This window comes from Limnobaculum eriocheiris (genome assembly GCF_021010575.1).
GTDB lineage: Bacteria > Pseudomonadota > Gammaproteobacteria > Enterobacterales > Enterobacteriaceae > Limnobaculum > Limnobaculum eriocheiris.
Genome location: NZ_JAJNAG010000008.1, coordinates 35,476 through 59,997, shown reverse-complemented (window position 1 = coordinate 59,997; position 24,522 = coordinate 35,476). Strand labels below are relative to the sequence as shown.

The 24,522-nt window shown below is 46.0% G+C and carries 19 protein-coding genes; 14 read left to right on the top strand and 5 right to left on the bottom strand.

The features are described from left to right. Together recO and pdxJ are read left to right on the top strand one after the other, a co-directional pair. Positions 1-744, top strand: a complete 744-nt coding sequence (gene recO / locus LPW36_RS05855) for a DNA repair protein RecO (RefSeq protein ID WP_230608636.1) — start codon at positions 1-3, stop codon at positions 742-744. A 206-nt stretch (positions 745-950) separates the two neighbouring features. After that, positions 951-1,682 (top strand): pyridoxine 5'-phosphate synthase, encoded by a 732-nt coding sequence (gene pdxJ, locus LPW36_RS05850; RefSeq protein WP_230608554.1) that lies wholly within the window; start codon positions 951-953, stop codon positions 1,680-1,682. Between the two features lie 88 nt (positions 1,683-1,770). On the opposite strand, the gene barA is transcribed toward pdxJ, so the two are convergent. Further along, positions 1,771-4,545, bottom strand: coding sequence for a two-component sensor histidine kinase BarA (gene barA / locus LPW36_RS05845; RefSeq protein WP_230608552.1), 2,775 nt, complete (start codon positions 4,543-4,545; stop codon positions 1,771-1,773). A gap of 101 nt (positions 4,546-4,646) precedes the next feature. Here barA and rlmD point away from each other — a divergent pair, with 101 nt between their 5' ends. From rlmD to queE, 6 genes are all read left to right on the top strand, one after another. Next, on the top strand, positions 4,647-5,963 hold the full coding sequence (gene rlmD, locus LPW36_RS05840; RefSeq protein WP_230608550.1) for a 23S rRNA (uracil(1939)-C(5))-methyltransferase RlmD: 1,317 nt from the start codon (positions 4,647-4,649) through the stop codon (positions 5,961-5,963). A gap of 31 nt (positions 5,964-5,994) precedes the next feature. Then, positions 5,995-8,226: a GTP diphosphokinase gene (gene relA, locus LPW36_RS05835; protein WP_230608548.1), complete on the top strand. Its 2,232-nt coding sequence runs from the start codon at positions 5,995-5,997 to the stop codon at positions 8,224-8,226. Between the two features lie 511 nt (positions 8,227-8,737). After that, positions 8,738-9,544: a nucleoside triphosphate pyrophosphohydrolase gene (gene mazG / locus LPW36_RS05830; protein WP_230608546.1), complete on the top strand. Its 807-nt coding sequence runs from the start codon at positions 8,738-8,740 to the stop codon at positions 9,542-9,544. Positions 9,545-9,658: 114 nt separating this feature from the next. Beyond that, positions 9,659-11,296, top strand: a complete 1,638-nt coding sequence (gene pyrG / locus LPW36_RS05825; RefSeq protein WP_230608544.1) for a glutamine hydrolyzing CTP synthase — start codon at positions 9,659-9,661, stop codon at positions 11,294-11,296. A 171-nt stretch (positions 11,297-11,467) separates the two neighbouring features. Then, on the top strand, positions 11,468-12,769 hold the full coding sequence (eno, locus tag LPW36_RS05820; RefSeq protein ID WP_230608542.1) for a phosphopyruvate hydratase: 1,302 nt from the start codon (positions 11,468-11,470) through the stop codon (positions 12,767-12,769). A gap of 103 nt (positions 12,770-12,872) precedes the next feature. After that, positions 12,873-13,544 (top strand): 7-carboxy-7-deazaguanine synthase QueE, encoded by a 672-nt coding sequence (gene queE, locus LPW36_RS05815; RefSeq protein WP_230608540.1) that lies wholly within the window; start codon positions 12,873-12,875, stop codon positions 13,542-13,544. Between the two features lie 439 nt (positions 13,545-13,983). On the opposite strand, the gene queD is transcribed toward queE, so the two are convergent. After that, positions 13,984-14,346, bottom strand: coding sequence for a 6-carboxytetrahydropterin synthase QueD (queD, locus tag LPW36_RS05810; protein ID WP_230608538.1), 363 nt, complete (start codon positions 14,344-14,346; stop codon positions 13,984-13,986). An 820-nt stretch (positions 14,347-15,166) separates the two neighbouring features. On the opposite strand from queD, the gene LPW36_RS05805 reads away from it, so the two are divergent. Continuing rightward, on the top strand, positions 15,167-16,540 hold the full coding sequence (locus LPW36_RS05805; protein ID WP_230608537.1) for a tyrosine phenol-lyase: 1,374 nt from the start codon (positions 15,167-15,169) through the stop codon (positions 16,538-16,540). Positions 16,541-16,677: 137 nt separating this feature from the next. Beyond that, entirely contained in the window at positions 16,678-17,943 is a 1,266-nt protein-coding gene (gene mtr / locus LPW36_RS05800) for a tryptophan permease (RefSeq protein ID WP_230608535.1), read from the top strand. 263 nt (positions 17,944-18,206) lie between these two features. Here mtr and LPW36_RS05795 read toward each other — a convergent pair whose 3' ends face one another. The 3 genes from LPW36_RS05795 to LPW36_RS05785 all read right to left on the bottom strand — a co-directional run bounded on the left by LPW36_RS05795 (position 18,207) and on the right by LPW36_RS05785 (position 20,641). Further along, complete coding sequence (locus LPW36_RS05795) at positions 18,207-19,319, bottom strand: M20 family metallopeptidase (RefSeq protein ID WP_230608534.1); 1,113 nt, start codon at positions 19,317-19,319, stop codon at positions 18,207-18,209. 85 nt (positions 19,320-19,404) lie between these two features. Next, complete coding sequence (locus LPW36_RS05790; RefSeq protein ID WP_230608533.1) at positions 19,405-19,869, bottom strand: YjiG family protein; 465 nt, start codon at positions 19,867-19,869, stop codon at positions 19,405-19,407. Between the two features lie 37 nt (positions 19,870-19,906). Continuing rightward, positions 19,907-20,641, bottom strand: coding sequence for a nucleoside recognition domain-containing protein (locus LPW36_RS05785; RefSeq protein WP_230608532.1), 735 nt, complete (start codon positions 20,639-20,641; stop codon positions 19,907-19,909). Between the two features lie 358 nt (positions 20,642-20,999). Between LPW36_RS05785 and LPW36_RS05780 the strand changes: the two genes are divergently transcribed. The 4 genes from LPW36_RS05780 to LPW36_RS05765 all read left to right on the top strand — a co-directional run bounded on the left by LPW36_RS05780 (position 21,000) and on the right by LPW36_RS05765 (position 24,485). Then, complete coding sequence (locus tag LPW36_RS05780) at positions 21,000-21,776, top strand: basic amino acid ABC transporter substrate-binding protein (RefSeq protein WP_230608531.1); 777 nt, start codon at positions 21,000-21,002, stop codon at positions 21,774-21,776. A 69-nt stretch (positions 21,777-21,845) separates the two neighbouring features. Further along, positions 21,846-22,607, top strand: a complete 762-nt coding sequence (locus LPW36_RS05775) for an amino acid ABC transporter permease (protein WP_218466378.1) — start codon at positions 21,846-21,848, stop codon at positions 22,605-22,607. Next, on the top strand, positions 22,600-23,328 hold the full coding sequence (locus LPW36_RS05770; protein WP_230608529.1) for an amino acid ABC transporter ATP-binding protein: 729 nt from the start codon (positions 22,600-22,602) through the stop codon (positions 23,326-23,328). Before LPW36_RS05775 ends, LPW36_RS05770 begins: the two co-directional genes overlap by 8 nt. Before the next feature lie 194 nt (positions 23,329-23,522). Beyond that, complete coding sequence (locus LPW36_RS05765) at positions 23,523-24,485, top strand: aminoimidazole riboside kinase (RefSeq protein WP_230608635.1); 963 nt, start codon at positions 23,523-23,525, stop codon at positions 24,483-24,485. Positions 24,486-24,522 lie beyond the last annotated feature (37 nt).

Genomic DNA, 24,522 nt, shown 5'->3' with positions numbered 1-24,522 from the left:
ATTGACGGCTGGCAACGGGCTTTTGTTCTGCACGGACGACCTTACAGCGAAACCAGTTTGTTACTGGACCTGTTTACAGAAAGTCACGGCAGAATAAAGCTGCTGGCGAAAGGAGCCCGCGGTCGTCGTTCTCATTTAAAAGGCTGCCTGCAGCCTTTTACGCCTCTTCTGGTGCGCTGGGGAGGGAAAGGTGGCGTTAAAACGTTACGCGCCGCTGAAGCCGTTTCTCTCTCTTTGCCGCTGTCTGGCCTGACGCTGTACAGTGGGCTTTACGTTAATGAAGTGCTGGACAGAGTGCTGGAAGCCGAAACGCCATACTCCTCACTGTTTTTCGATTATTTAGAATGCATTCAATCTCTTGCCGGCGTTTCCGGTTCACCAGAACGGATCCTGCGTCGTTTTGAACTCGCTCTGTTAGGCCATTTGGGATACGGCATCGACTTTCTGCACTGTGCCGGCAGCGGTGAACCAGTTACTGAGCAGATGACTTACCGTTATCGGGCTGAAAAAGGGTTTATTGCCAGTCTGGTGGTAGACCATTTCTCTTTTACCGGTCGTGATTTACAGGCGCTGGCTAATCGGGAGTTTCCTGATGTTGATACCCTTAAAGCCGCCAAGCGTTTTACCCGTATTGCACTGAAACCCTATCTGGGGGGCAAGCCGCTAAAAAGCCGCGAACTGTTTCGCCAGTTTACCATTAAGAAACCCACCTCCGGCTCTGCGTTGCCCGTTGACGACCAGTAATCGTGAAAGGTTTACACTCTGTTTAACAGTTAAAATTTCTGATTTCATTTTCTTTTTTGCTTAAATCCGGTAAAAGAATGGAACAGATTTTAGTCCATTCTAAACCTCGGGCTATATCACACCGGATGGTGGTCAAAACGATTGGAAAATGAAAAATGTCAGCCTCTGGCGTCAGAAAGACATTCATTAACTTTTAAGGTGGAGTCATGTCGGATTTATTGTTAGGCGTTAATATCGACCATATTGCAACTTTACGTAATGCCCGTGGTACTCAGTATCCCGATCCGGTTCAGGCGGCATTTATTGCTGAACAGGCGGGAGCGGATGGTATTACTATTCACCTGCGGGAAGATCGCCGCCATATTACCGATCGGGATGTTCAACTGCTTAGTCAGACCATTCAAACCCGCATGAATCTGGAAATGGCAGTAACCGATGAGATGGTGGATATTGCCTGCGAAATAAAACCGGCATTCTGCTGTCTGGTACCAGAAAAGCGTCAGGAAGTGACTACCGAAGGTGGGTTAGATGTGGCGGGTCAAATCGATAAAATGACCGTGGCGGTTGGCCGTCTGGTGGATGCAGGTATTTCCGTATCTCTGTTTATTGATGCTGACCATCGCCAAATTGACGCCGCGGTAGCCGTTGGCGCCACTTTTATTGAAATCCATACTGGTCGCTATGCTGATGCCGAAAATGAGCTGGAGCGTGAAGCAGAGCTGTTGCGTATCGCTCAGGCAGCTACTTATGCCGCCGGTAAAGGTTTGCATGTGAATGCCGGGCACGGATTAACTTACCATAATGTTCAGGCCATCGCAGCGCTGTCTGAAATTTATGAACTGAATATTGGACATGCCATTATTGGCCGGGCGGTGATGTCAGGATTACATGCCGCAGTGGCGGATATGAAGGCATTGATGCTGGCGGCGAGAAAGTAACATTACTTTAATAGCTATCAGAATAACATTGCCCCGCTAATCGCGGGGCAATGTATACAAAATCACAAACTAATCGATAGATTATGGTTTACTCCGTTTTGATAAAATAAACCGCTTCTCTTCTGACGTTTTCAAATTCATCCAGTAGCTCCATCCATTCCGGCTCCAGGTCTTCCGCAGGCGTTCCGTGACGCAGTTGGCTTTCCAGATATTGACAGAGTTGCTTCAGGCGCGGTACGCCGCTGTAGCTACAGCTTCCGTGCAGTTTATGAATGATATTAACGATGTCATTATCTTTATTGCCATCCAGCACGGCCTGAACCCGCTCTTCAACTTCAGCCAGGAAGTCGACCAATATTTTTAGCAGATCGTGGGCTAAATCTTCTTTATTTGCCGCCTGACGCAGCGCCAACTCCCAGTCAAGTGATGTTGAGGCCATGCCAACCGGCCGGATTTCCGCGGGACTTGTTGGAATGAGCGGCTCTTTGGTCTGTATGCTGAGTGGAATTCTGCACTGGGTCTTTAGCACATTAAACAGCATATCTTCGTTTATTGGTTTAGCCAGATAGTCATCCATACCCGCATTCATCAGGCGTTCCCGTTCACCAATAGCGGCGTGAGCCGTGACGGCAACAATGGGTGTAGTGATATGGTTTGTCAGCTTACGAATCAGCTCTGCGGCTTTAATGCCATCAATTTCCGGCATCTGAATGTCCATCAGGATAATATCCAGATCGTGTTTTTTCGCCTGAGTAATCGCCTCTTCACCGCTATGGCACAGAATAACGTTAGACACCAGATCTTCCAGCAGTACGCCAATCAGTTTCAGATTCGCCGGATTATCATCAACGGCCATTACGGTCAGCGGCAGATGATGTGCTTTAGTTGATACCTGTGGTGCTGGTGATGTCTGTGCTGCCAGCAGCGCATTAAACAGTCGGTTACGGGAAAGCGGCTTAAACAGGCAGGCCTGCGCTCCGGCTTGTTTCAGCGTTTCTGCATCCATATGGGGTTGATTTGGAATCGCCAGAATCAAACGTTCAGAAAGCGATAATGCCTGCTTCATTGCACCGTTGGTGTACATATCAATATCATCGGTAGCGATGGGCACACCGTGCAGAACAATATCGTATTGCTGATGTTTTTCTGGAATCTGATCGAAATTATCATAATGAATAACTTCTACCGGCTCTGACTGGAAGATATTTAACGTAGCCTGAGTTGCCGCCGGGTTAGCTTCCACATACAGAATTCGTTGTCCTGACAGCTTGGTTAGATGATGGCCATCATCCAGAATAGTGCGGTCGCTCAGTTCCACATTAATATGGAACCAGAAGGTTGAGCCTTTATGTAGCTGGCTGTGGAAGCAGATGTCACCGCCCATCTCTTTCACCAGACGCTGAGTAATTACCAGACCCAGGCCGGTACCGCCGTGGCGCCGGGAAATGCTGGCATCTGCCTGACGGAAGGCCTGGAACAGCTGCGACTGCTGACGTTCAGAAATACCAATACCGGTGTCGTGAACCTGAATCTCAATGTCTGCGCTGTTTTCATGCAGCATACGCAGTTCAATATTGATATCAATATTGCCCTGTTCGGTGAATTTGATGGCATTTCCCAACAGGTTCATGATCACTTGCTGTAAGCGTAATGGGTCGCCGACAATGTTGTCCGGAACATCATTATTGATGTTCAGTGTCAGTTCCAGCAATTTCTCATGGGCACTGTGAGCCAGTAGGATCGCGGTTTCATCTACCGTATCCCGCAGTGAGAATGGAATATGTTCTAATACCAGCTTACCGGCTTCTAACTTGGAAAAGTCCAGTACGTCATTAATGATGTTCAGCAGGTTGTTAGCCGAACGTTCAATAGTTTGCAGGTAATCGGTTTGTGTTGGCGTCAGCGACGTTTTCAGAGTTTGGCGAGTGAACCCAATTACGCCGTTAAGCGGTGTTCTCAGCTCATGGGACATGTTAGCCAGGAACTCTGACTTGATTCTGGCGGCTTCCTGAGCGCGCTTTTTGGCCAGATCCAGCTCTACGTTCTGGATCTCCATCTGTTCCAACGTTTCCCGCAGGTCTGAAGTTGCCTGATCGATATTTTGCTGCATCTCTTCATGATAGGCGGCAAGGGACATCGCCATCGAGTTTATCCCGTTCTTTAGCATGTCCAGCTCGCCCAGCATATAGCCTTCAACCCGACTATCAAGCTGACCACGGCGAATACGGTCTACGGTGTTAACCATATTGCGGATTGGGCCAGTGACATCGCGCATCAGACGATAGGCAAACAGCATGGCAATACATAAACAGAGGCTAAGTAGCAGAGTCGCAACGAAAATTTCTTTATACTGTTGTAGCCGAACGGTGCGTAAGTCCAGCTCAATGGCAATATAGCCTAAAGTGCTGTGGTCGGGCTCCAGACTGACATCCATATCCGGTAGCTGGTTCTCTGAAACGATCGGTGTTCTGAGGATCAGTGAATCCCCTTTGGTGGTGACGGTTAAATCATCCGGAATTGCCGCCCCCTTGGGCAGCTGTAATAAGGTATAATTCTGATGGAAGTTAGAAGTCACTAATAAGTGATTTTGAGTATCAAAAACAGCTATAGAACGCACGATATTTGAGTGGCGTCGGTGTAACATACTGACCAATTGACGAACGCCTTCGCGATTACTGAACGTCATGCCATATTCGCTGGCAATAGCAAGAGGCTCAATGATGCTGGAGCCGGAATCAACTAATTGATCTTGTAGCTCGTTATAGCGGTGAACCACGAAAAAGGTACTGATCAAAAGCCCGATTAATAGGGTTGGGGCAAGGATCAGTATCATCATGCGGGCCCGAAGGCTGTATTTGGTCATAAGGTTCCAATATGGGACGACAATATGTGACAATTAGCGACTTAGTGACGTACCCGATTGTATAGATAGTAATAAACTACGGAAATCTTTATTCATATATTATGGCGCAATTTTACTCGCCCGGTCGCCGTAAGGCGGCACAACAAACCATCAATGTTATTCCCCATGAACTTGATACTCAAGGGCAGGGGGTTGCTCGTGATAACGGAAAAACTATTTTTATTTCTGGTGCACTTCCTCAGGAGCAGGTCGAAGCGCAGATTTACGAGAATAAACGAAATTATTCTAAAGCCAAAGCGATCCGTATTTTATCGCCGAGCCCGCAGCGAATGACTCCGCTTTGTTCACATTATGGTATTTGCGGGGGCTGCAATCAGCAACATGTTTCCACCGATTTGCAGCATAGTAGCAAATCTAAAGCACTCAACCAGTTGTTTAAGCGAGAAACCGGGTTAGAACTTGCTCCGGGAGAGGTGATTTTTGCTCAAGGATATCACTATCGACGCCGCGCCCGTCTGGGGTTGCAGTATCAATTAAAGCAGCAGCGCCTGCAAATGGGTTTTCGCCAGCGGGCTTCCAATGATTTAGTTGAGATGACCGAATGTCCAATTCTGGTTTCTGCACTGGAACAGTTGCTGGTTCCTTTGAAAGATTGCCTCAGTACACTCTCGATAGTGAAGAAGTTGGGGCATGTCGAGCTGGTGATGGCAGATAACGGACCACTATTGGTGCTGCGTCATTTAGCACCGTTAACAGCAAGCGATCGCCAGCACCTGCTACAGTTTGCGGAACGCCATCAACTGGCTATTTATCTGGCGGGAGAGAGTGATTCACTGGAACGATTGGTTGGCGAAGAGCCTTGTTATCAGGTAGATGGTTTAACCCTTGGCTTTAATCCACGCGATTTTATTCAGGTTAATGCTGGAGTTAATCAATTAATGATTCAGCAGGCAATCACCTGGCTGGCGCTACAGCCAACCGACCGTGTGCTGGACCTGTTTTGCGGTATGGGTAACTTTACACTGTCTATCGCCAAACGAGCTTTACGGGTCACTGGTGTGGAAGGCGTGGCGGCGCTGGTTGCCCAGGGGCAACAAAATGCTCGCATAAATGGCTTATCAAATGTTGAGTTTTTGCACCACAATTTAGAACAGGATGTCAGTCAACAGTCGTGGTCGAGCGAAGGTTTTGATAAAGTGTTGTTGGATCCTGCCAGGGCGGGAGCAGCAGAAGCCATGTCACAAATCGTTAGTTTAAACCCCGAGCGTATTGTGTATGTCTCCTGTAATCCATTAACGCTGGTGGAAGACAGTAAAGTTCTTCTGTCAGGCGGATACCAGTTAAACCAATTACGTATGCTGGATATGTTTCCACAAACGGGGCATATTGAGTCAATGGCGTTATTTATTAAAAAGTAAGAATTCTGGTAGTCAGTAATGAGGAAGCTTTATGGTTGCGGTAAGAAGTGCGCATTTAAATACAGCCGGAGAGTTTGAGCTGGATAAATGGATCGGTAGTCTGGGCATCAGCAGTCCGGAATTATGCGAACGTTTGGCAGCGACCTGGCGGTATTGTGAGCAGCAGGTTCAGGGCAATCCGGATGCTTCGCTACTGTTATGGCGTGGGTTGGAGGTAGTGGAAATTTTAGCTACCCTCAGCATGGATAATGAGAGCATGCGCGCAGCGCTGCTGTTTCCATTAGCTGATGCCAAAATTATTGATGAAGAGACGGTTAAAGAGCAGTTTGGTAGTGAAGTGACTAATCTGGTGCATGGCGTGCTGGATATGGATGCCATTCGCCAGCTTAACGCTACGCACAATGGTTCTAACACTTCAATACAGGTGGACAACGTTCGCCGCATGTTGTTGGCGATGGTGGAAGATTTCCGCTGTGTGGTTATCAAGCTGGCAGAGCGTATTGCTCATCTGCGTGAAGTTAAGGATGAGGCGGAAGAGGTTCGGGTTCTGGCGGCCAAAGAGTGTTTTAACATTTATGCTCCATTGGCTAACCGCTTAGGTATTGGTCAGTTAAAGTGGGAAATGGAAGATTTCTGTTTCCGCTATCTGCATCCGGACGAATATAAACAGATAGCTAATTTGTTGCACGAACGCCGTATCGATCGTGAAATTTATATTGATACTTTTGTACAAACCCTGCGCGACTCGATGAAAGAGCAAGGCATTCAGGGGGAGATTTACGGTCGTCCAAAGCATATTTACAGTATCTGGCGCAAAATGCAGAAGAAAGCGCTGGCCTTTGAAGAGCTGTATGACGTGCGTGCGGTGCGAATTGTTGTTGAGCGTTTGCAGGATTGTTATGCGGCTTTGGGGATTGTACATACCCATTTCCGTCATCTGCCGAGCGAATTCGATGACTATGTGGCTAACCCAAAACCCAATGGCTATCAGTCAATTCATACCGTGGTATTTGGCCCTAAAGGCCATGCGGTAGAGATTCAAATTCGTACCCGCCAGATGCATGAAGATGCGGAGCTGGGGGTTGCTGCCCACTGGAAATATAAAGAAGGTACGGTTTTTGGTCGTTCCGGTTATGAGGAGCGGATTGCCTGGTTACGTAAACTGATTGCCTGGCAGGAAGAGATGTCTGACAGCGGTGAAATGCTGGATGAAGTCAGAAGTCAGGTCTTTGACGATCGGGTCTATGTATTTACGCCAAAAGGTGATGTCATTGATTTGCCAACCGGTTCTACGCCGTTGGACTTCGCCTACCATATCCACAGCGATGTAGGTCATCGTTGTATCGGTGCCAAAATTGGCGGGCGTATCGTTCCTTTTACCTATCAATTACAGATGGGCGATCAGATAGAAATCATCACCCAAAAACAACCTAACCCAAGCCGTGACTGGTTGAACCCAAATTTAGGGTTTGTTAATAGCAGCAGAGCACGGGCAAAAATTCAGGCGTGGTTTAAAAAGCAGGATCGGGATAAAAATATTCTTGCCGGTCGTCAAATTTTAGATGATGAGCTGGAACGTTTAAGTATCAGCTTTAAAGATGCAGAGAAGCTGCTGGTACCGCGCTATAACGTACACTCATTTGATGAAGTGTTAGCCGGTATTGGCGGTGGTGATATTCGTCTCAACCAGTTGGTGAATTTCCTGCAAAGCAAATTTAACCAGCCAACGGCGGAAGAGGCGGATCGTGAAGCGCTGCGTCAGCTAAATCAAAAGACCGCTAACGCCCAGCAGCGTAATGCAAAAAATGACAGTCAGATCGTGGTGGAAGGGGTTGGTAACCTGATGCACCATATCGCCCGCTGCTGCCAGCCGATTCCGGGTGATGATATCGTCGGCTTTATCACTCAGGGGCGTGGTATTTCTATTCACCGCTCCGACTGCGATCAGTTAAATGAGCTAAAAAATCATGCGCCAGAGCGTTTGGTAGAGGCGGTATGGGGTGACTGTTACTCCAGCGGCTATTCGCTGGTGGTAAGAGTGATTGCCAACGATCGCAGCGGGTTGCTGCGTGATATCACGACTATTCTGGCTAACGAAAAAGTAAATGTACTGAGCGTTTCCAGCCGCAGCGATGTGAAAAAGCAGATGGCCACCATTGATATGGAGATCGAACTGTATAATTTACAGGTGTTGGATCGGGTGCTGTCGCGGATCAATCAGTTGCCGGATATTATTGAGGCTAAGAGGTTGGGGGTTAAGTAACCTTTTTGTTGAGGTTGTTTTATTGGCTGTTGTGGATGTTCCGTCCGTCATTATAAAGTGCTTATATTGGCTTGGTGCCCGGTCGGAAAACCATTTTACTCAGCTCCGGAGTGCGACGGGCCTGGATTCCCTGGGGGCGCTCCGGCAGCTAAAGCTGCTACGACCCCAACGGCAATCCCTCCCGTCGTTTAGCTCGATTAGTATCATTAATTTGCTCAGTTTTGTGTTTTAAAATGGGAGGGACTCCCGTGGGGAGCGACCTGGCGTGAGCCAACGACAAACAGGCTTTGCCTGTTTGAACAGCGCTAGCGCTGGCCCGACACGCGCTGAAGTCAAGTATTAGTGGTCTTCCGGTCGAGCACCAAGCCAATATAAGCATATTAGATTTTACGACCGGAATGTCCATTGATGCCGATTTATTAGGTTTGTCAGCAGTCTCAAAAGAGCAATTAAAGCCCCTTTATACATTTATAATTTTGAATGTATTTTCACCAGTCATAGAAGATAAATAATGGACCAGATTACACCCATTCAGCGGTTGCTGAATATTATGAACCGGTTACGTGACCCGGAAAATGGATGTCCTTGGGATAAGCAGCAAACGTTTGAAACTATTGCGCCTTATACCCTGGAAGAAACTTATGAAGTGTTGGATGCGATCCGGCGTTCGGATTTTGGTGATTTACGGGATGAGCTGGGTGATTTGCTGTTTCAGGTGGTGTTCTACGCGCGTATGGCGGATGAGCAAAACCGGTTTAATTTCGATGATATCTGTAACAGCATCAGCGATAAGCTGGAACGTCGTCATCCTCATGTTTTTGATACTCAAACTCAGCATGACAGTCAGGAAGTGATTGCCGGTTGGGAAAAACGTAAAGGCGAGGAACGGGCGCAGAAAGCGCAATTTTCCATGCTGGATGATATTCCTGAAGTGTTACCTGCATTGATGCGTGCTCATAAAATTCAGAAACGTTGTGCTTCGGTGGGATTTGACTGGACAACGTTAGGTCCGGTACTGGATAAGGTATATGAAGAGATTGATGAAGTGATGCACGAGGCTACGCAAGTGGTTATCGACCAGTCTAAACTGGAAGAAGAGTTAGGCGATCTGTTTTTTGCCACCGTTAATCTGAGTCGTCATTTAGGCCATAAAGCAGAAAGTGCTCTGCAGGCCGCTAATCGTAAGTTTGAGCGTCGTTTCCGTCAGGTAGAACAATTGGTTGCGCAATCGGGGAAGTCGATGGAGCAAGCATCGCTGGACGAAATGGAAGCCGCATGGCAACAGGTAAAAAACCTTGAAAATCAGACAGAAAAATAGATTATTTTTCACTATCTGATTTCAACGTTTGTTGTGAGGAAAAGGGTCTGGTATACTACTTTCCCGTCCTAGTACCTCCATTTTAGTCTTTTAAACCTAACCTTCAGGTTCAGCATGACAACTAATTATATATTTGTGACAGGCGGGGTTGTATCCTCACTCGGTAAAGGTATTGCAGCAGCCTCTCTGGCCGCTATTCTTGAAGCTCGTGGCTTAAACGTCACTATGATGAAGCTGGATCCATACATTAACCTCGATCCGGGTACAATGAGCCCTATTCAACACGGTGAAGTATTCGTCACCGAAGATGGCGCAGAAACCGATCTGGATTTAGGCCATTACGAACGTTTTATCCGCACTAAAATGACCCGCCGTAATAACTTTACGACCGGTCGTATCTATTCTGATGTATTACGTAAAGAACGCCGTGGTGACTATCTGGGAGCAACCGTTCAGGTTATTCCTCATATTACCAATGCGATTAAAGAACGTGTTATTGCCGGTGCAGAAGGCCATGATGTGGCTTTAGTCGAAGTTGGTGGTACCGTTGGTGATATTGAATCACTACCGTTTCTGGAAGCGATTCGTCAGTTAGCGGTTGAAGTGGGCCGTGAGCACACACTGTTTATGCATTTGACACTGGTGCCTTACATGGCGGCTTCTGGTGAAGTGAAAACGAAACCAACCCAGCACTCGGTCAAAGAATTACTCTCTATCGGTATCCAGCCAGACATTCTGGTATGTCGTTCCGATCGCGCAGTTCCAGCCAATGAGCGGGCTAAAATTGCCCTGTTCTGTAACGTGCCTGAAAAGGCAGTTATCTCTCTGAAAGATGTTGATTCTATTTATAAAATTCCTGCACTGTTGAAGTCACAGGGGCTGGATGAATTTATCTGTAAACGCTTCCGTTTCGACCTGCCTGAAGCCAACTTATCTGAGTGGGAACAGGTAATTTATGAAGAGTCGAATCCTACCCGTGAAGTCACTATTGGCATGGTTGGCAAGTACGTAGAATTGCCAGATGCATATAAATCTGTCATCGAAGCATTAAAGCATGGTGGACTGAAGAATCGATTCAGCGTTAATATAAAGCTAATCGATTCGCAGGATGTTGAGGTCAGAGGTGAAGAAGTTCTGTCTGGTCTTGATGCGATTCTGGTTCCCGGTGGTTTTGGCTACCGTGGTGTGGAAGGCAAAATCACTGCCGCCCGCTATGCTCGTGAAAACAAGATCCCTTATCTGGGTATCTGTTTAGGCATGCAGGTAGCGATGATGGAGTTTGCACGTAATGTTGTTGGTATGCCTAATGCTAATTCGACCGAATTTGTGCCAGACTGTAAGTATCCGGTTATCGCGTTGATCACTGAATGGCGTGATGAAGAGGGGAATGTTGAAGTACGCACAGAAGAGAGCGATTTAGGTGGAACCATGCGTTTAGGCAGTCAGTTATGTCATTTAACTGAAGGCAGCCTGGTACGCAAGTTGTATGGCTCACCAACAATTTCAGAACGTCATCGCCATCGCTATGAAGTGAACAATATGCTGCTGCCGCAGATTGAAGCAGCAGGGTTACTTGTAGCAGGGCGTTCTGCTGATCATAAGCTGGTGGAAATTATTGAACTGCCTGATCATCCATGGTTTGTTGCCAGTCAGTTCCACCCGGAGTTCACATCAACTCCGCGTGATGGCCACCCACTGTTTGCCGGTTTTGTGAAGGCTGCTGGTGATTACCAGAAGCGTCAGGCGGGCTAAAGGGTCAGCAATAGTATTAAAAGTATTCAGTAAGCCCGGCCTGATTATCGGTCATAGATGCTAAATGTTCAGACATTGCGTTTATTGATACATCGGGCCAGAGTGTACGACACAATGAGGTGTCGCAATCTACAGTTTGTAGTTTAATCAACTTGTACTGAGGAAAACCGAATGTCCAAAATCGTTAAAGTGCTCGGTCGTGAAATTATCGACTCTCGTGGCAATCCCACTGTTGAAGCTGAAGTTCATTTAGAAGGCGGTTTTGTAGGTCTGGCTGCTGCGCCATCAGGTGCATCTACCGGTTCTCGTGAAGCACTGGAACTGCGTGATGGTGATAAAGCACGTTATATGGGTAAAGGTGTACTGAAAGCTGTTGCAGCGGTAAATGGCCCAATTGCACAGGCAGTTATGGGTAAAGATGCAAAAGATCAGGCTAACATCGATAAGATCATGATCGACTTAGATGGCACTGAGAACAAATCTAAATTCGGTGCAAACGCGATTCTGGCGGTTTCTTTAGCAGCGGCTAAAGCAGCAGCAGCATCAAAAGGCATGCCTTTATTTGAGCACATTGCTGAACTGAACGGCACACCAGGCAAATTCTCTATGCCATTACCAATGATGAACATCATCAACGGTGGTGAGCACGCTGATAACAACGTTGATATTCAAGAGTTTATGATTCAGCCAATCGGCGCTAAAACTCTGAAAGAAGCGGTACGTATCGGTTCTGAAGTATTCCACAACCTGGCGAAAGTTCTGAAGTCTAAAGGCATGAGCACTGCGGTTGGTGACGAAGGTGGTTATGCACCTAACTTGGAATCTAACGCTGCTGCACTGGCTGCTATCAAAGAAGCAGTAGAACAAGCAGGTTATGTACTGGGTAAAGATGTGACTTTAGCGATGGACTGTGCAGCTTCTGAGTTCTATAACAAAGAAACTGGCAACTATGAGCTGAAAGGCGAAGGCAAAACCTTCACTTCTCAAGAATTCACTCACTATCTGGAAGAGTTGACTAAGCAATACCCAATCGTTTCTATCGAAGATGGTTTAGACGAATCAGACTGGGATGGCTTTGCTTATCAGACTAAAGTGATGGGCGACAAAATCCAACTGGTTGGTGACGATCTGTTTGTAACTAACACCAAGATCCTGAAAGAGGGTATTGAAAAAGGTATCGCTAACTCTATCCTGATCAAATTTAACCAAATCGGTTCTCTGACCGAAACGTTAGCCGCTATCAAAATGGCTAAAGACGCTGGTTATACAGCCGTTATCTCTCACCGTTCAGGTGAAACTGAAGATGCTACCATCGCTGATTTAGCGGTAGGTACTGCTGCTGGTCAAATCAAAACAGGTTCTATGAGCCGTTCTGACCGTGTTGCTAAGTACAACCAATTAATCCGTATTGAAGAAGCGCTGGGTGACCGTGCGCCATTCAACGGTTTAAAAGAAGTGAAAGGTCAGGGTTAATTTTTAATCCTCCTGTAGCTTAGTTAAATCCCGTATTGGTTGCTATCAATACGGGATTTTTGTTTTTAGTTGTGCAGATTGAAAGAAAATCTCCGAGAGAAAAATGTTATATCCCGTTAATGAGTTATTTCAAACCCTGCAAGGCGAGGGGTTCTTCACCGGTGTTCCTGCGATTTTTATTCGTTTGCAGGCCTGCCCGGTTGGTTGTAGCTGGTGTGATACCAAACATACCTGGGAGAAGATTGCCGATCGTCAGCAATCAATGGGTGATATTCTGGCGAAAACTCAGGAGAGCGACAGTTGGGGAGAAGCCAGTGCTTCACAACTGTTAGCTATTTTACAGCAACCTTATTATACGGCGCGCCACGTAGTGATTACCGGGGGTGAGCCCTGTCTTTATGACTTGCTTCCTCTGACGGGTTTACTGGAACAGCATGGTTTTCAGTGTCAGATAGAAACCAGTGGTACTCAACCGGTGCTCTGTTCGGCAGATACCTGGGTGACGGTTTCCCCTAAGGTTGATATGCGCGGTGGGTTACATGTTATACCTCAGGCTCTGGTAAGGGCAGATGAAATAAAACATCCGGTAGCCCGGGAGCGGGATATTGAACAGTTGGATGAGCTGTTAGCAACGCTGTCAGATAATAAAAAACGAGTGATAGCGTTACAACCCATTAGCCAAAATCCGAGAGCGACTGAGCTATGTATTAATACCTGTATTGAACGCAACTGGCGGTTGTCGATGCAGACGCATAAGTACTTAGGGATCGAGTAATAGTCAGTTCTAGCCCTTGCTCTTTCTCTTGTTCTTCTAAGTGAGCACTGGAATTCAGCCGACAACTGAGAGAGGGTAGCACGCCAAACATGGATGTTTGGTGAGGCACTGCTTCGCCGGACAAAATTGCAGGAGCAATTTTGAACAGCACAACGTGCTGGCCCCGTAGGGGTGAGCCTCATGGATGAGGCGAATAAACCGAATCAGTGCCGGTGCGTGAGCCCGAATGAAGGCGGAGGGGAGTCGCCGTAGGCGGCCTGGATTCGGGTGTGAAGGCGCAGAGGTGCAAGAGGCGTTGGCCTTAACGCCTCTTGCTCGGCCGATCATCAATGTTAATTCAAACATGATACTGATATGGCCGAAACATACTCCAAATTCAATAGTACTTTAAAATTCAATATCACTTAATCTGAATCAGACGAGTTGCCTGAACAGAGGATCACTCCCCCCTATAAACACACCCAGCACTGCATGTCTCCTTCACCCTAACCCCACTCAGTAACGGAAGCCCCGGCTTAAGCTGTTGCCAAAACCAGTGGGCTAAAACTTCGCTGGTGGGGTTTTCCAGTCCGGGGATATCGTTCAGGTAGTAGTGATCTAAACGGTCCAGTATGGGCTTAAAGGCGGCTTTAATGTCGGAAAAGTCCATGACCCAGCCGGTATAAGGGTTAACTTCGCCTGTTACTTCGATTCTGACCGCAAAAGAGTGCCCATGCAGGCGGGAACATTTATGGCCTTCGGGAACATTTGGCAACCGATGAGCGGCTTCAAAAGTAAAATCTTTAAATAATGTGGTTACCATAATCGCCTCGGATAATAATTTCGGCGGTATTTTACTAAAAAGCGGGGTAGGTTACCACGTTGAGGTCGCTTTGAAGTGTATCCATTTCCTTGGTGCTATTGATGGTAACAAGTCTTCATTCTTATCAATGTTAATTAAGTTATCTTTATCACGATAAAACTTTAACGTGTTTAATTTGCTTTTGTTTTTTCTGTTATCAACTTTTTAAGTTGATCTCTAAAAATAAATGTTGTGAATTTGCTCTTGAAGTGACGGAGCGTATTTCTATTTATAATTATTATTTATGATAAATATTTTTATTATTTAAATTAATAAATCATTTCTATCTTGGTTTGCAGTTTGTAAGCGTGTTTATCGTTTTATTATCTTATGGTTTTTTATATGAAAATTTCGCCAGGCGAAGTAGTCATGCCAGATATTATAAGTCAATTGACCTGAGTCTCATCTTTTAATAATAACACTCCATAATTTTTATTTCGTTGATTTTAATTGATTATTTTTTTGAAAATAAATTATCATGAGTTGTAAATATTAATGTACATCTGATTATTCGCTCCACTTCGATGTCCAGAATGTAATTCAACATAGATCTTGAATATAAAATTTGAGTCCGGTCACATTAATGGCTTTGTTCAGTCAATGAATTAAACTATATGTACGATTAAACGATGAGTGTCATAAATGTAACACTCGTAATAATAAGGTTACAGGTGGGGTTTTTTATTAATTGGGTGCTGGTATTGCAAAAAGATATTTAAAAGTAAGAATGAAGGAGTCCGAAAAAGCCTGAATTAATAAAATCACAAATGAGGAAAGTATAATGTCATACCCAGCTGAACCTTATAAAATTAAAGTTGTTGAACCAATTGCAATGACTACTCGCGAACAGCGAATTCAATATATTAAAGATGCAGGATATAATACATTTTTACTTCAATCCAAACAGACTTATATCGACCTGTTAACCGATAGCGGCACCACAGCCATGAGTGATAATCAGTGGGCCGGTATGATGTTAGGTGATGAAGCCTACTCAGGCAGCATAAACTTTTATCATCTGCAAGATGTGGTTAGCGAATATTACGGCTACAAGCACGTTGTACCTACCCATCAGGGGCGTGGTGCAGAAAACCTGCTCTCTTCTCTGTTAATTAAAGAAGGTGATTATGTACCGGGTAACATGTACTTCACCACTACCCGTGCTCACCAGGAGAGAAACGGCGCAACATTCGTTGATATTATCATCGACGAAGCCCATGACTCACAAAAAGAGCTGCCGTTTAAAGGCAACGTCGATATTTCTAAACTGGAAAAACTGATTAATGAAGTTGGTGCAGACCGTATCCCTTACGTTTGCCTGGCGGTTACCGTAAACCTGGCAGGTGGTCAGCCGGTGAGTATGGCTAACATGCGTGAAGTCAGTAAGCTGTGCCGCAAAAACAAAATTCTGGTGATGTATGATGCGACACGCTGTGTTGAAAACGCCTATTTCATCAAAGATCGTGAGCCAGAGTATAAAGACGTCACTATTGCAGCCATCCTGAAAGAGATGATGAGCTACTCTGACGGTTGTACTATGAGCGGCAAAAAAGACTGTCTGGTAAATATCGGCGGTTTCTTATGTATGAACGATGACTCCCTATATCAAAAAGCCAGCGAACTGGTTGTTCTGTACGAAGGTATGCCTTCTTACGGCGGTCTGGCAGGTCGTGATATGGAAGCAATGGCGCGTGGTATCGTTGAGTCCGTTGACTATGCATACATTCATCACCGTATTGCGCAGTGTCGCTATCTGGCAGACAAACTGGAAGCAGCAGGCGTGCCAATTGTAAAACCCGTTGGCGGTCACGCGGTATTCCTGGATGCAAAAGCCTTCCTGTCACACATACCTCAGGATCAGTTCCCGGCTCAGTCTTTAGCGGCTGAACTCTATATTGACTCCGGAGTACGTAGTATGGAACGCGGTATCATATCCGCCGGACGCGATAAGAAAACCGGTAAGAACCATACGCCTAAGCTGGAGCTGGTTCGTCTGACTATTCCTCGTCGCGTATACACCTATGCACATCTGGATGTGGTCGCTGATTCTGTGATTCATCTGTATAAAAACAGAGAGAAGATCAAAGGATTGGATATGGTATACGAGCCTAAATTCCTGCGTTTCTTTACCGCAAGATTTGAGCCTCTTAAATAAGGTTTTTGTTAAGCAAATCATAAATTAACTATCAAAGAGTCTTTCATTCTGCGGAATGAAAGACTCTAAAAGTCTGTATCAGTCACAGGTCATTAATATGTTTTTCCCACTTAGAATTTTAATTAAAGGAATCAATTATGACGGACAGCATAGAAGCTCAGGGGTCTGCTCAGGTTAAGAAGAAGTCGGTTATTGGTGGAGCGATGATCACTACGGCGACCGTTGTTGGCGCCGGAATGTTCTCTTTACCTGTAGCCATGTCCGGGGTTTGGTTCTCCTGGTCAATTGGTATCCTTGCCGTTACCTGTTTTATTATGATAATGGCTGGCTTTATGCTGTTGGAAGCCAACCTTAATTATCATATTGGTGCCAGTTTCGACACATTAACAAAAGATCTATTAGGTCGATTCTGGAATATTGCAACCAACATTACTTTTGCTTTCGTTTTATACATTCTTGCCTACGCCTATATTTCAGGAAGTGCTGCGGTTATCTCCCAAACGTTAACCCAGTATTTCGCTATTGGAATCTCCTCCCGTATTACCGGTGTGATATTTACCATTATTGTGGCATTTATTGTCTGGTGGAGTTCAACGGCGGTAGGGCGTATTACCACCATTTTGCTGTTGGGTAAATTTATCGCTTTCTTTATGACGTTCGCCAGCCTGTTGGGTTATGTACAGGTTGATAATCTGATGGACGTCATGGCACCAGAGGGAACCAGCTATTTACCTTTCCTGCTAATGACACTGCCTTTCTGTATTGTTTCATTTGGCTTCCACGGCAACGTCCCTAGTCTGGTGAAACACTATGGTAAAGATCCTAAACGCATTGTCGCCTGCATATTAATTGGAACGTTGTTTGCGCTGTTCTTGTATATCTTCTGGCTCTATTGCACCATGGGAAATATTTCCCGGACTGACTTTAAGCCAATTATTGCTCAGGGCGGAAATATCGACGTATTTATCACGGCGATGGGAGCGATACTTAACAGTGCATCCATGGATGTGATTCTGACCTTCTTTGCCAACTTTGCGGTTGCCAGCTCTATGTTAGGCGCAACATTGGGTCTGTTCGACTACATTGCTGACCTGTTTAAGTTTAAGGATGATAATGGCGGCAGAGCGAAGACGGCATTAGTCACCTATATTCCTCCGGCGCTGCTGTGTTCTATCTATCCAAATGGCTTTTTGTATGCCATTGGCTATGCGGGGCTGGCGTTTGCAGTATGGGCTATCATTGTTCCCGGTCTGTTGGCGAAAGCCTCTCGTGAAAAATTTGGTAACCCGATGTTCCGCACTTGGGGTGGAACTCCGCTGATATATGTTGTGATCGTGTTTGGGGTGGTCACCATGTTGGCACATATACTGTCGACGTTTAATATATTGCCGACGTATAGTTAATAAACGATGTTTAATATAAAGCCGCCCCTTTTGGGCGGCTTTATCATTTATAAAAAATTGATTGAAGGCGTTTATATAACAGCCCACAGGAAATTCAGGCCCGGCGGCGCAGAACTCAAGCGCTGATGATTCTCCGGTCGAGTATAAAAGTAATATGGGCAAGGTTGTTTTTACGATCGGAATATCCACGACAGCAAATAAAGATTGTCTAACCGCAATAAAAAACCGCCCAACAGGCGGTTTCAACATCAAAACAAAATCTATTACAGCGATTTAATGATGCGACTCAGCAACTTAATCCGCGGGATAATGCTCTCTAACTCAACATATTCCGCCGGGCTGTGGAAGTCGGCACCGATAGGGCCAAAACCGTCCAGTGAAGGAACGCCTAACGCTGCGGTGTGGTTAGCATCAGAACCGCCACCCACTGCCTGCCATTTCACCGGAATACCTTCTTCCTGACCACAGCGCTCAACCAAGGTCATCAATTTTTCTGTTTCTGCAGAAGGAGACATCGCAGGGGTATGGGCCATTTTGGTAATGGAGGCGGTAACGTCTGCCACATAGGCTTTTTTACTCATCTCATTGATGGCTTTATCAATACGGTGATATTCGTTGTTATCCCAGAAGCGGACATCAACGACGGCCTGAGCTTTATCAGGTACGATATTGGCGGCATCACCACCCTTAACAACGCCTACGTTCAGGGTAGTACCGGCTTGCGTATTACCTAACTGATTAATCGCCAGAATCCAGTTGGCTAACTCGGTAATGGCTGAACGGCCTTTTTCCGGAGCATTACCCGCATGGGCTGCACGTCCGTGAAAATCAATGTTGTAGCGAACCATACCTTTACGGGCTTTAACCAGAGAACCATCGGCACGTGCTGCTTCAGCAACCAGTACATAACGACTCTGTTTAGCATATTTACCCAGCCACTCGTGAGAATAAACTGAACCGGTTTCTTCATCAGGATTCATGGCAACGGCAATGGATAATCTCTGCACATCTTTGTCATCCAATGCACGAATAGCCCACAGGATATTCAGCAGACCCGATTTCATATCCGCCGCACCCGGACCATATAGACGGGTAGCATCAGTAGACATTGGGCGCTCGGCCGCGGTTCCCGGTGGGAATACGGTATCCATATGACCAATTAGCAACACATCAAACTGAGTGGCGCCAGGTTTGTTGGTGGCAAACACGCCAGGACCAACCTCTTTGCCCAGATCAACAATTTCTGCATGCCAGCCTAAATCCTTATATTTCTTCTTCATCAGGCCGGCAACAACGGCAACACCTTCAGTGGTTTGAGTTCCACAATCGATATTAACCAGAGGACGTAGCTCATCTAAATATTGGTTTAACTGCATGGTGCATCCTTATTTCTCAGAATGCGCCACGTCAGGTGACGCGGCGCAGGTCTTACCCCAGAAGGAGGGCTGTGAAGGGTTAGAATCAGGCAATAAATAGTTTCATCAGGAACATGGCGATAAAGGCATTGATGACAGAAATAATAATCATCACCGGGATCTTACTGGCTTTAGTGCCGATAACCCCAAGAATACGGCCAGCGTACTGGATTTGAGAGCCCATCAGATAAATCGCCGGAGCTAAAATCGCCAGATGTTCACCGCTTAATGTACCGTTAGCATACAGACTGACGGCAACACCAATGCCGCCGCCCATAGACATCCAACCGCCGATTAATACGGCAGCGGCTTCGCCCGGTAGACCAAACAGGTTCATAAGTGGGGCGAAAACATAGCCCAATCCTTTCAGAGCGCCGGTAATTTCCAGGGCTTTAATAATGACGAATGCCATTAATACGTTTGGCAGGGTGCTGGAGGTCGCGATGCCCCAGCCTTTACGTGCACCGGCAACAAATACATCGGTAATCATCGGTTTGCTTGCGTTTGACATGATATTGATATCCTTAAAATTTGGGCTGTATTCGTTATTAGTTAGCAGCGACGGTTTCTTTTTTAGTTGTTAGCGCGAGATAGAGTCGGAAGATATTGGCTCCGACAATCTTCATAACGAACATGACACAAATACACAGGCCGATAGAAGCAGGTACGGCGGGTGTGTTATCGGCGTTCATCAGCGTAAACAGCACGGCCCCTGATGAGAAGAAGTTGGTGATCATGGCTCCGGCAGAAAACTGGAACATAGTAATGAGGTCTTTTTCTTTTTCATTAAGTTGACCTTCATCGACCAGAGAGCGGGTGAGTGATGCGCCAACGTCGGTACTTTGCAGGCTACCAATAATGGCCAGACCGGTAGAACCAGGAATACCTAACAGAGGACGTAACAGCGGTGTTAGCAGTTTACGGGCTGCATCCAGAGCACCATAGTGTTCCAGCACGTTAATCATACCCAGAGCAAACATAACGGATGGAATCAGGCCAAAAGCGAATAAAAAACCATCCATTGCACCGCCGCCACCGGTACCGCGGAAGGTACTTTTGGCAACATTTAGTGCGCCATCGACTTCAGTTACGTTAGAAGCAACTTTACCAAACGCACCATTAAGCGTAGTGAAATCAAAGACTGACCACCATTCTTTCCCACCCAGCAAGCCGGAGAAGAACACCATGGCGAAGATCAGGGATATGTAAGCACCAATGCCTACTTTAAATTGTTCCGGCTTTTCCTGCTCCGGTTGTTCTGACAGTGACTGTTCATTAGACATATGATTGTTCCATTTAGAAATAATGATAGCGATAAGATAGTTTTTGATTATCTATTAGTTCTGTTTTACCAGCATTTGACTTCGATCAAATAACATAGCTGCTTGAGATCACGCTTCTGGTATTAATCTGCTTTCTCATCATTTTCCTGAGCAAATGTTATACGAAATAACCGGTTATAGCGATAATGATGTAATTTTTTTGTTAAATAATCGGCGGTATTTAGCGGATTTTTCTGTCATAACAGGAAAATAGACGTAAATCTTATTTATTTACATAACCAATATATATCCAGTGTATTTTTATGCGATTTTCATGCATAATTTCACGAATCTCCATGTAATAATAAAGGATGCGCAAATGTTTAAACGTCTTTCTATTTTTGGTGTATGCCTGGCTGCCGCTCTGTGTACATTACCTGTCGCTAATGCAGCCGAACCAACCTACGTCGTAGGTTCTGGTGGTACTTATCGTCCTTTCGAATTTGAAAACAGTAAAAAAGAGCTGGAAGGTTTTGATATTGATATCATCAGTGCGATTGCTAAAGCGGAGAACTTCAAGATCAAGCTGGTGAATACGCCCTGGGAAGGGATTTTCGCCACATTAGGTAGTGGCGATCGTGACATCATCATTTCTGGTATCACTATTACCGATAAGCGCAAGCAAATGGTTGATTTTTCTGCGCCATACTTCCCGGCGGAACAGACTATTGTGATACCAAAAGGTAAAGAGATTAAAGCGATTGCCGACCTGAAACCGCTGAAAGTGGGCGTAGTGAACTCCAGTACCGGTGATATCGTGGTATCAGACGTATTAGGCAAAAACAGCACCTCAATTAAGCGCTTTGATAATACGCCACTCATGCTGCAAGAGCTGTATGAAGATGGTATTGATGCAGCAGTTGGTGATGTGGGCGTCGCTAAGTTTTACATTAAAAATCATCCGGAAAAAGAATTTTCTCTGGTTGCTGATGACAAGTTTGAACGTCAATTCTTTGGCATCGCTGTGGCTAAAGGCAATGAAGAGTTACGTAACAAGATCAATTCCGGTCTGAAGAAAATCATTGCTGATGGCACTTATGCGGCAATCTACCAGAAGTGGTTTGACAGCAACGTACCGGTATTACCTGCCGAGTAATTTTTTCATCGATTTTCCATTCAGGGCGATTATTCGCCCTGAATGTTTTTCTATAACGGATTCATTTTTATGTCAGGATTTCGCTGGGAAATAATCCAGGAGTATGCCCCTCTGTTTGCCGAGGGCGCATGGATGACCATCAAATGTACCATCATCTGTGTGATATTGGGCGTAACCTGGGGGTTAATTCTCGGGCTGGGCGGCACAGCACAGGCGCCCCGCAATCGCGGTTTAAACCGTTTATTGCACATTTTTGTGCAGTGGCCGGTTAAGATTTATGTCAGTGCTTTTCGCGGCACCCCGCTGTTTGTTCAGATCATGGTGGTGCACTTTGCGTTGATCCCTCTGTTGATCAATCCTCGTGATGGGTTATTGGTTAGCAGTGGCATTATGTCTGTCGATTTTGCCCGTATGTTACGTTCAGAATACGGTGCGTTTCTCTCCTGTGTGGTGGCGATTACCCTGAATGCCGGGGCCTATGTTTCTGAGATTTTCCGTGCCGGTATTCAGTCTATCGATCGCGGACAGATGGAAGCGGCCCGTTCGCTGGGAATGAGCTACGGTAAAACTATGCGTAAGATTATTCTGCCGCAGGCATTTCGCCGTATGCTGCCGCCGCTGGGGAATAACGCTATTGCCATTGTTAAAGACTCTTCGCTGGCATCCGCCATCGGGCTTGCCGATTTGGCCTATGCTGCCCGTACCGTTTCTGGCGCTTATGCCAGTTACTGGGAGCCCTACCTGACAATTTCTGTGGTTTATTGGGTGATTACGTTCTTACTTTCACTGATGGTAAGGCATATGGAAAAGAGGTTAGGCCGAAGTGATTAAGATTCGCAATTTACAAAAACAGTTTGGTAAAACTCACGTTTTACGCGGTATTTCCTGCGATATTGCTGCCAATGAGGTGGTTTGTATTATCGGTCCGTCAGGCTCAGGGAAAAGTACTTTTCTGCGCTGCATGAACGCGCTGGAAGAGATGAGTGGCGGTGAAATTACTATTGATGGCTACGATGTCCACGATCGTAAAACCGATTTAAATAAACTGCGTGAAAGTGTCGGCATGGTATTCCAGCGCTTTAATCTGTTTCCTCATATGACAGTGCTGGAAAACTTAATTCTGGCACCGATGGATGTGAAAAAGCTGTCTAAAGCAGAAGCGATAAAACGCGCGGAGCAACTGCTGCAAAAAGTAGGGCTGATCGATAAGATCGATGCTTACCCAAGCCAGCTATCCGGCGGCCAGCAACAGCGTGTGGCAATAGCTCGTGCGCTGGCGATGGAGCCGAAAGTGATGCTGTTTGATGAACCTACTTCCGCGCTGGATCCTGAACTGGTGGGTGAAGTGCTGGCAGTTATGAAAGCACTGGCCCATGAAGGTATGACCATGGTGGTGGTAACCCACGAGATGGGCTTTGCCAGAGATGTTGCTGACAGGGTTATTTTTATCGACCAGGGTATTATTCAGGAAGAAGATGTACCGGAGAAATTATTTACGGCACCGTCGAATGAGAGGACGAAAGCTTTTTTGAGTAAGGTGCTGGAGGTCTGATTAAAAGGGTTTTTGTGAGTTTTTGATTACGGCGTAGTGCTATGATTATGGCCCTACGCCGTTTTGTTTTGTTCCTTGACCTTTTGAGCACTATTGTTAATTCAGACACTGTACTGTTAGTGGACGAAACTTACTCTAAACTGAATTTCAGTTAAACTACCCCCAGCTATTTACAACAATCAACATTGAATATGATAAAAATCTGGTCATTAGGTGATGTGGTGGTGGACTTGCTACCGCTGGAAAATATGCAATATCAGGCCTGTGCTGGTGGTGCTCCGGCGAATGTGGCAGTAGGCATTGCTCGTTTAGGGCATCCGTCTGGTTTTGCCGGGCGGGTGGGTAAGGATCCATTTGGTCGCTTTATGGCTGAATCACTGGCACAGGAAGGGGTTGACTGCCAGTGTATTGAACGGGATGACAATTACAAAACCAGTACCGTCATTGTTGATTTGGCGGCCAGTGGTGAACGTAGTTTTACTTTTTTAGTCAGTCCGTCAGCGGATCAGTTTCTCTCTTTACATGCATTACCTGAAGCCTCAGCGGCCATTTTACATACCTGTTCATTAGCCCTGACCGGAAAAGTCTGTCGGAATTCACTGCTAAATATTACACATCAGGTTAAGCAACTGGGAGGAGTGGTGAGCTTTGATCTGAATTTGCGCGCTCAGATGTGGGCGGATAAACAGGAAATGCATCAGGTTATTGCTGAATATTGTGCTCAAGCTGATGTGCTTAAGCTGTCAGAGGAAGAGCTGTTTTGGTTAACCCAATGTTCTGACAATAACTGGTCTGATGCATTAGCGCGGTTAAGCCATTACCCGGCAGCGCTAATCGTGATCACCCGGGGTAAACAGGGATGTCTGGTACTGTGCCAGAATACCATCCACACCTTTGACAGTTATGTAGTAACCAGTGTGGATACTACCGGCGCCGGTGATGCATTTATGGCCGGACTGCTGACCGGTATCGCCCGTAATGGGATTCCGGAGCAGGGGAACGATGGGCTAAAAACCCTGAGTCTGATTATCAGCCAGGCCAGCGCATGTGGCGCATTGTCGACAACCCATAAGGGAGCCTGGGGGGCATTACCGAATCAAAATCAGTTACAGCACTTTCTTTCAACACAGGGAATGTTAAAGCCGGGAACGCGATAAGTTCAGTTTTATCCCATTTCTGTATGGAGTCTGGCCT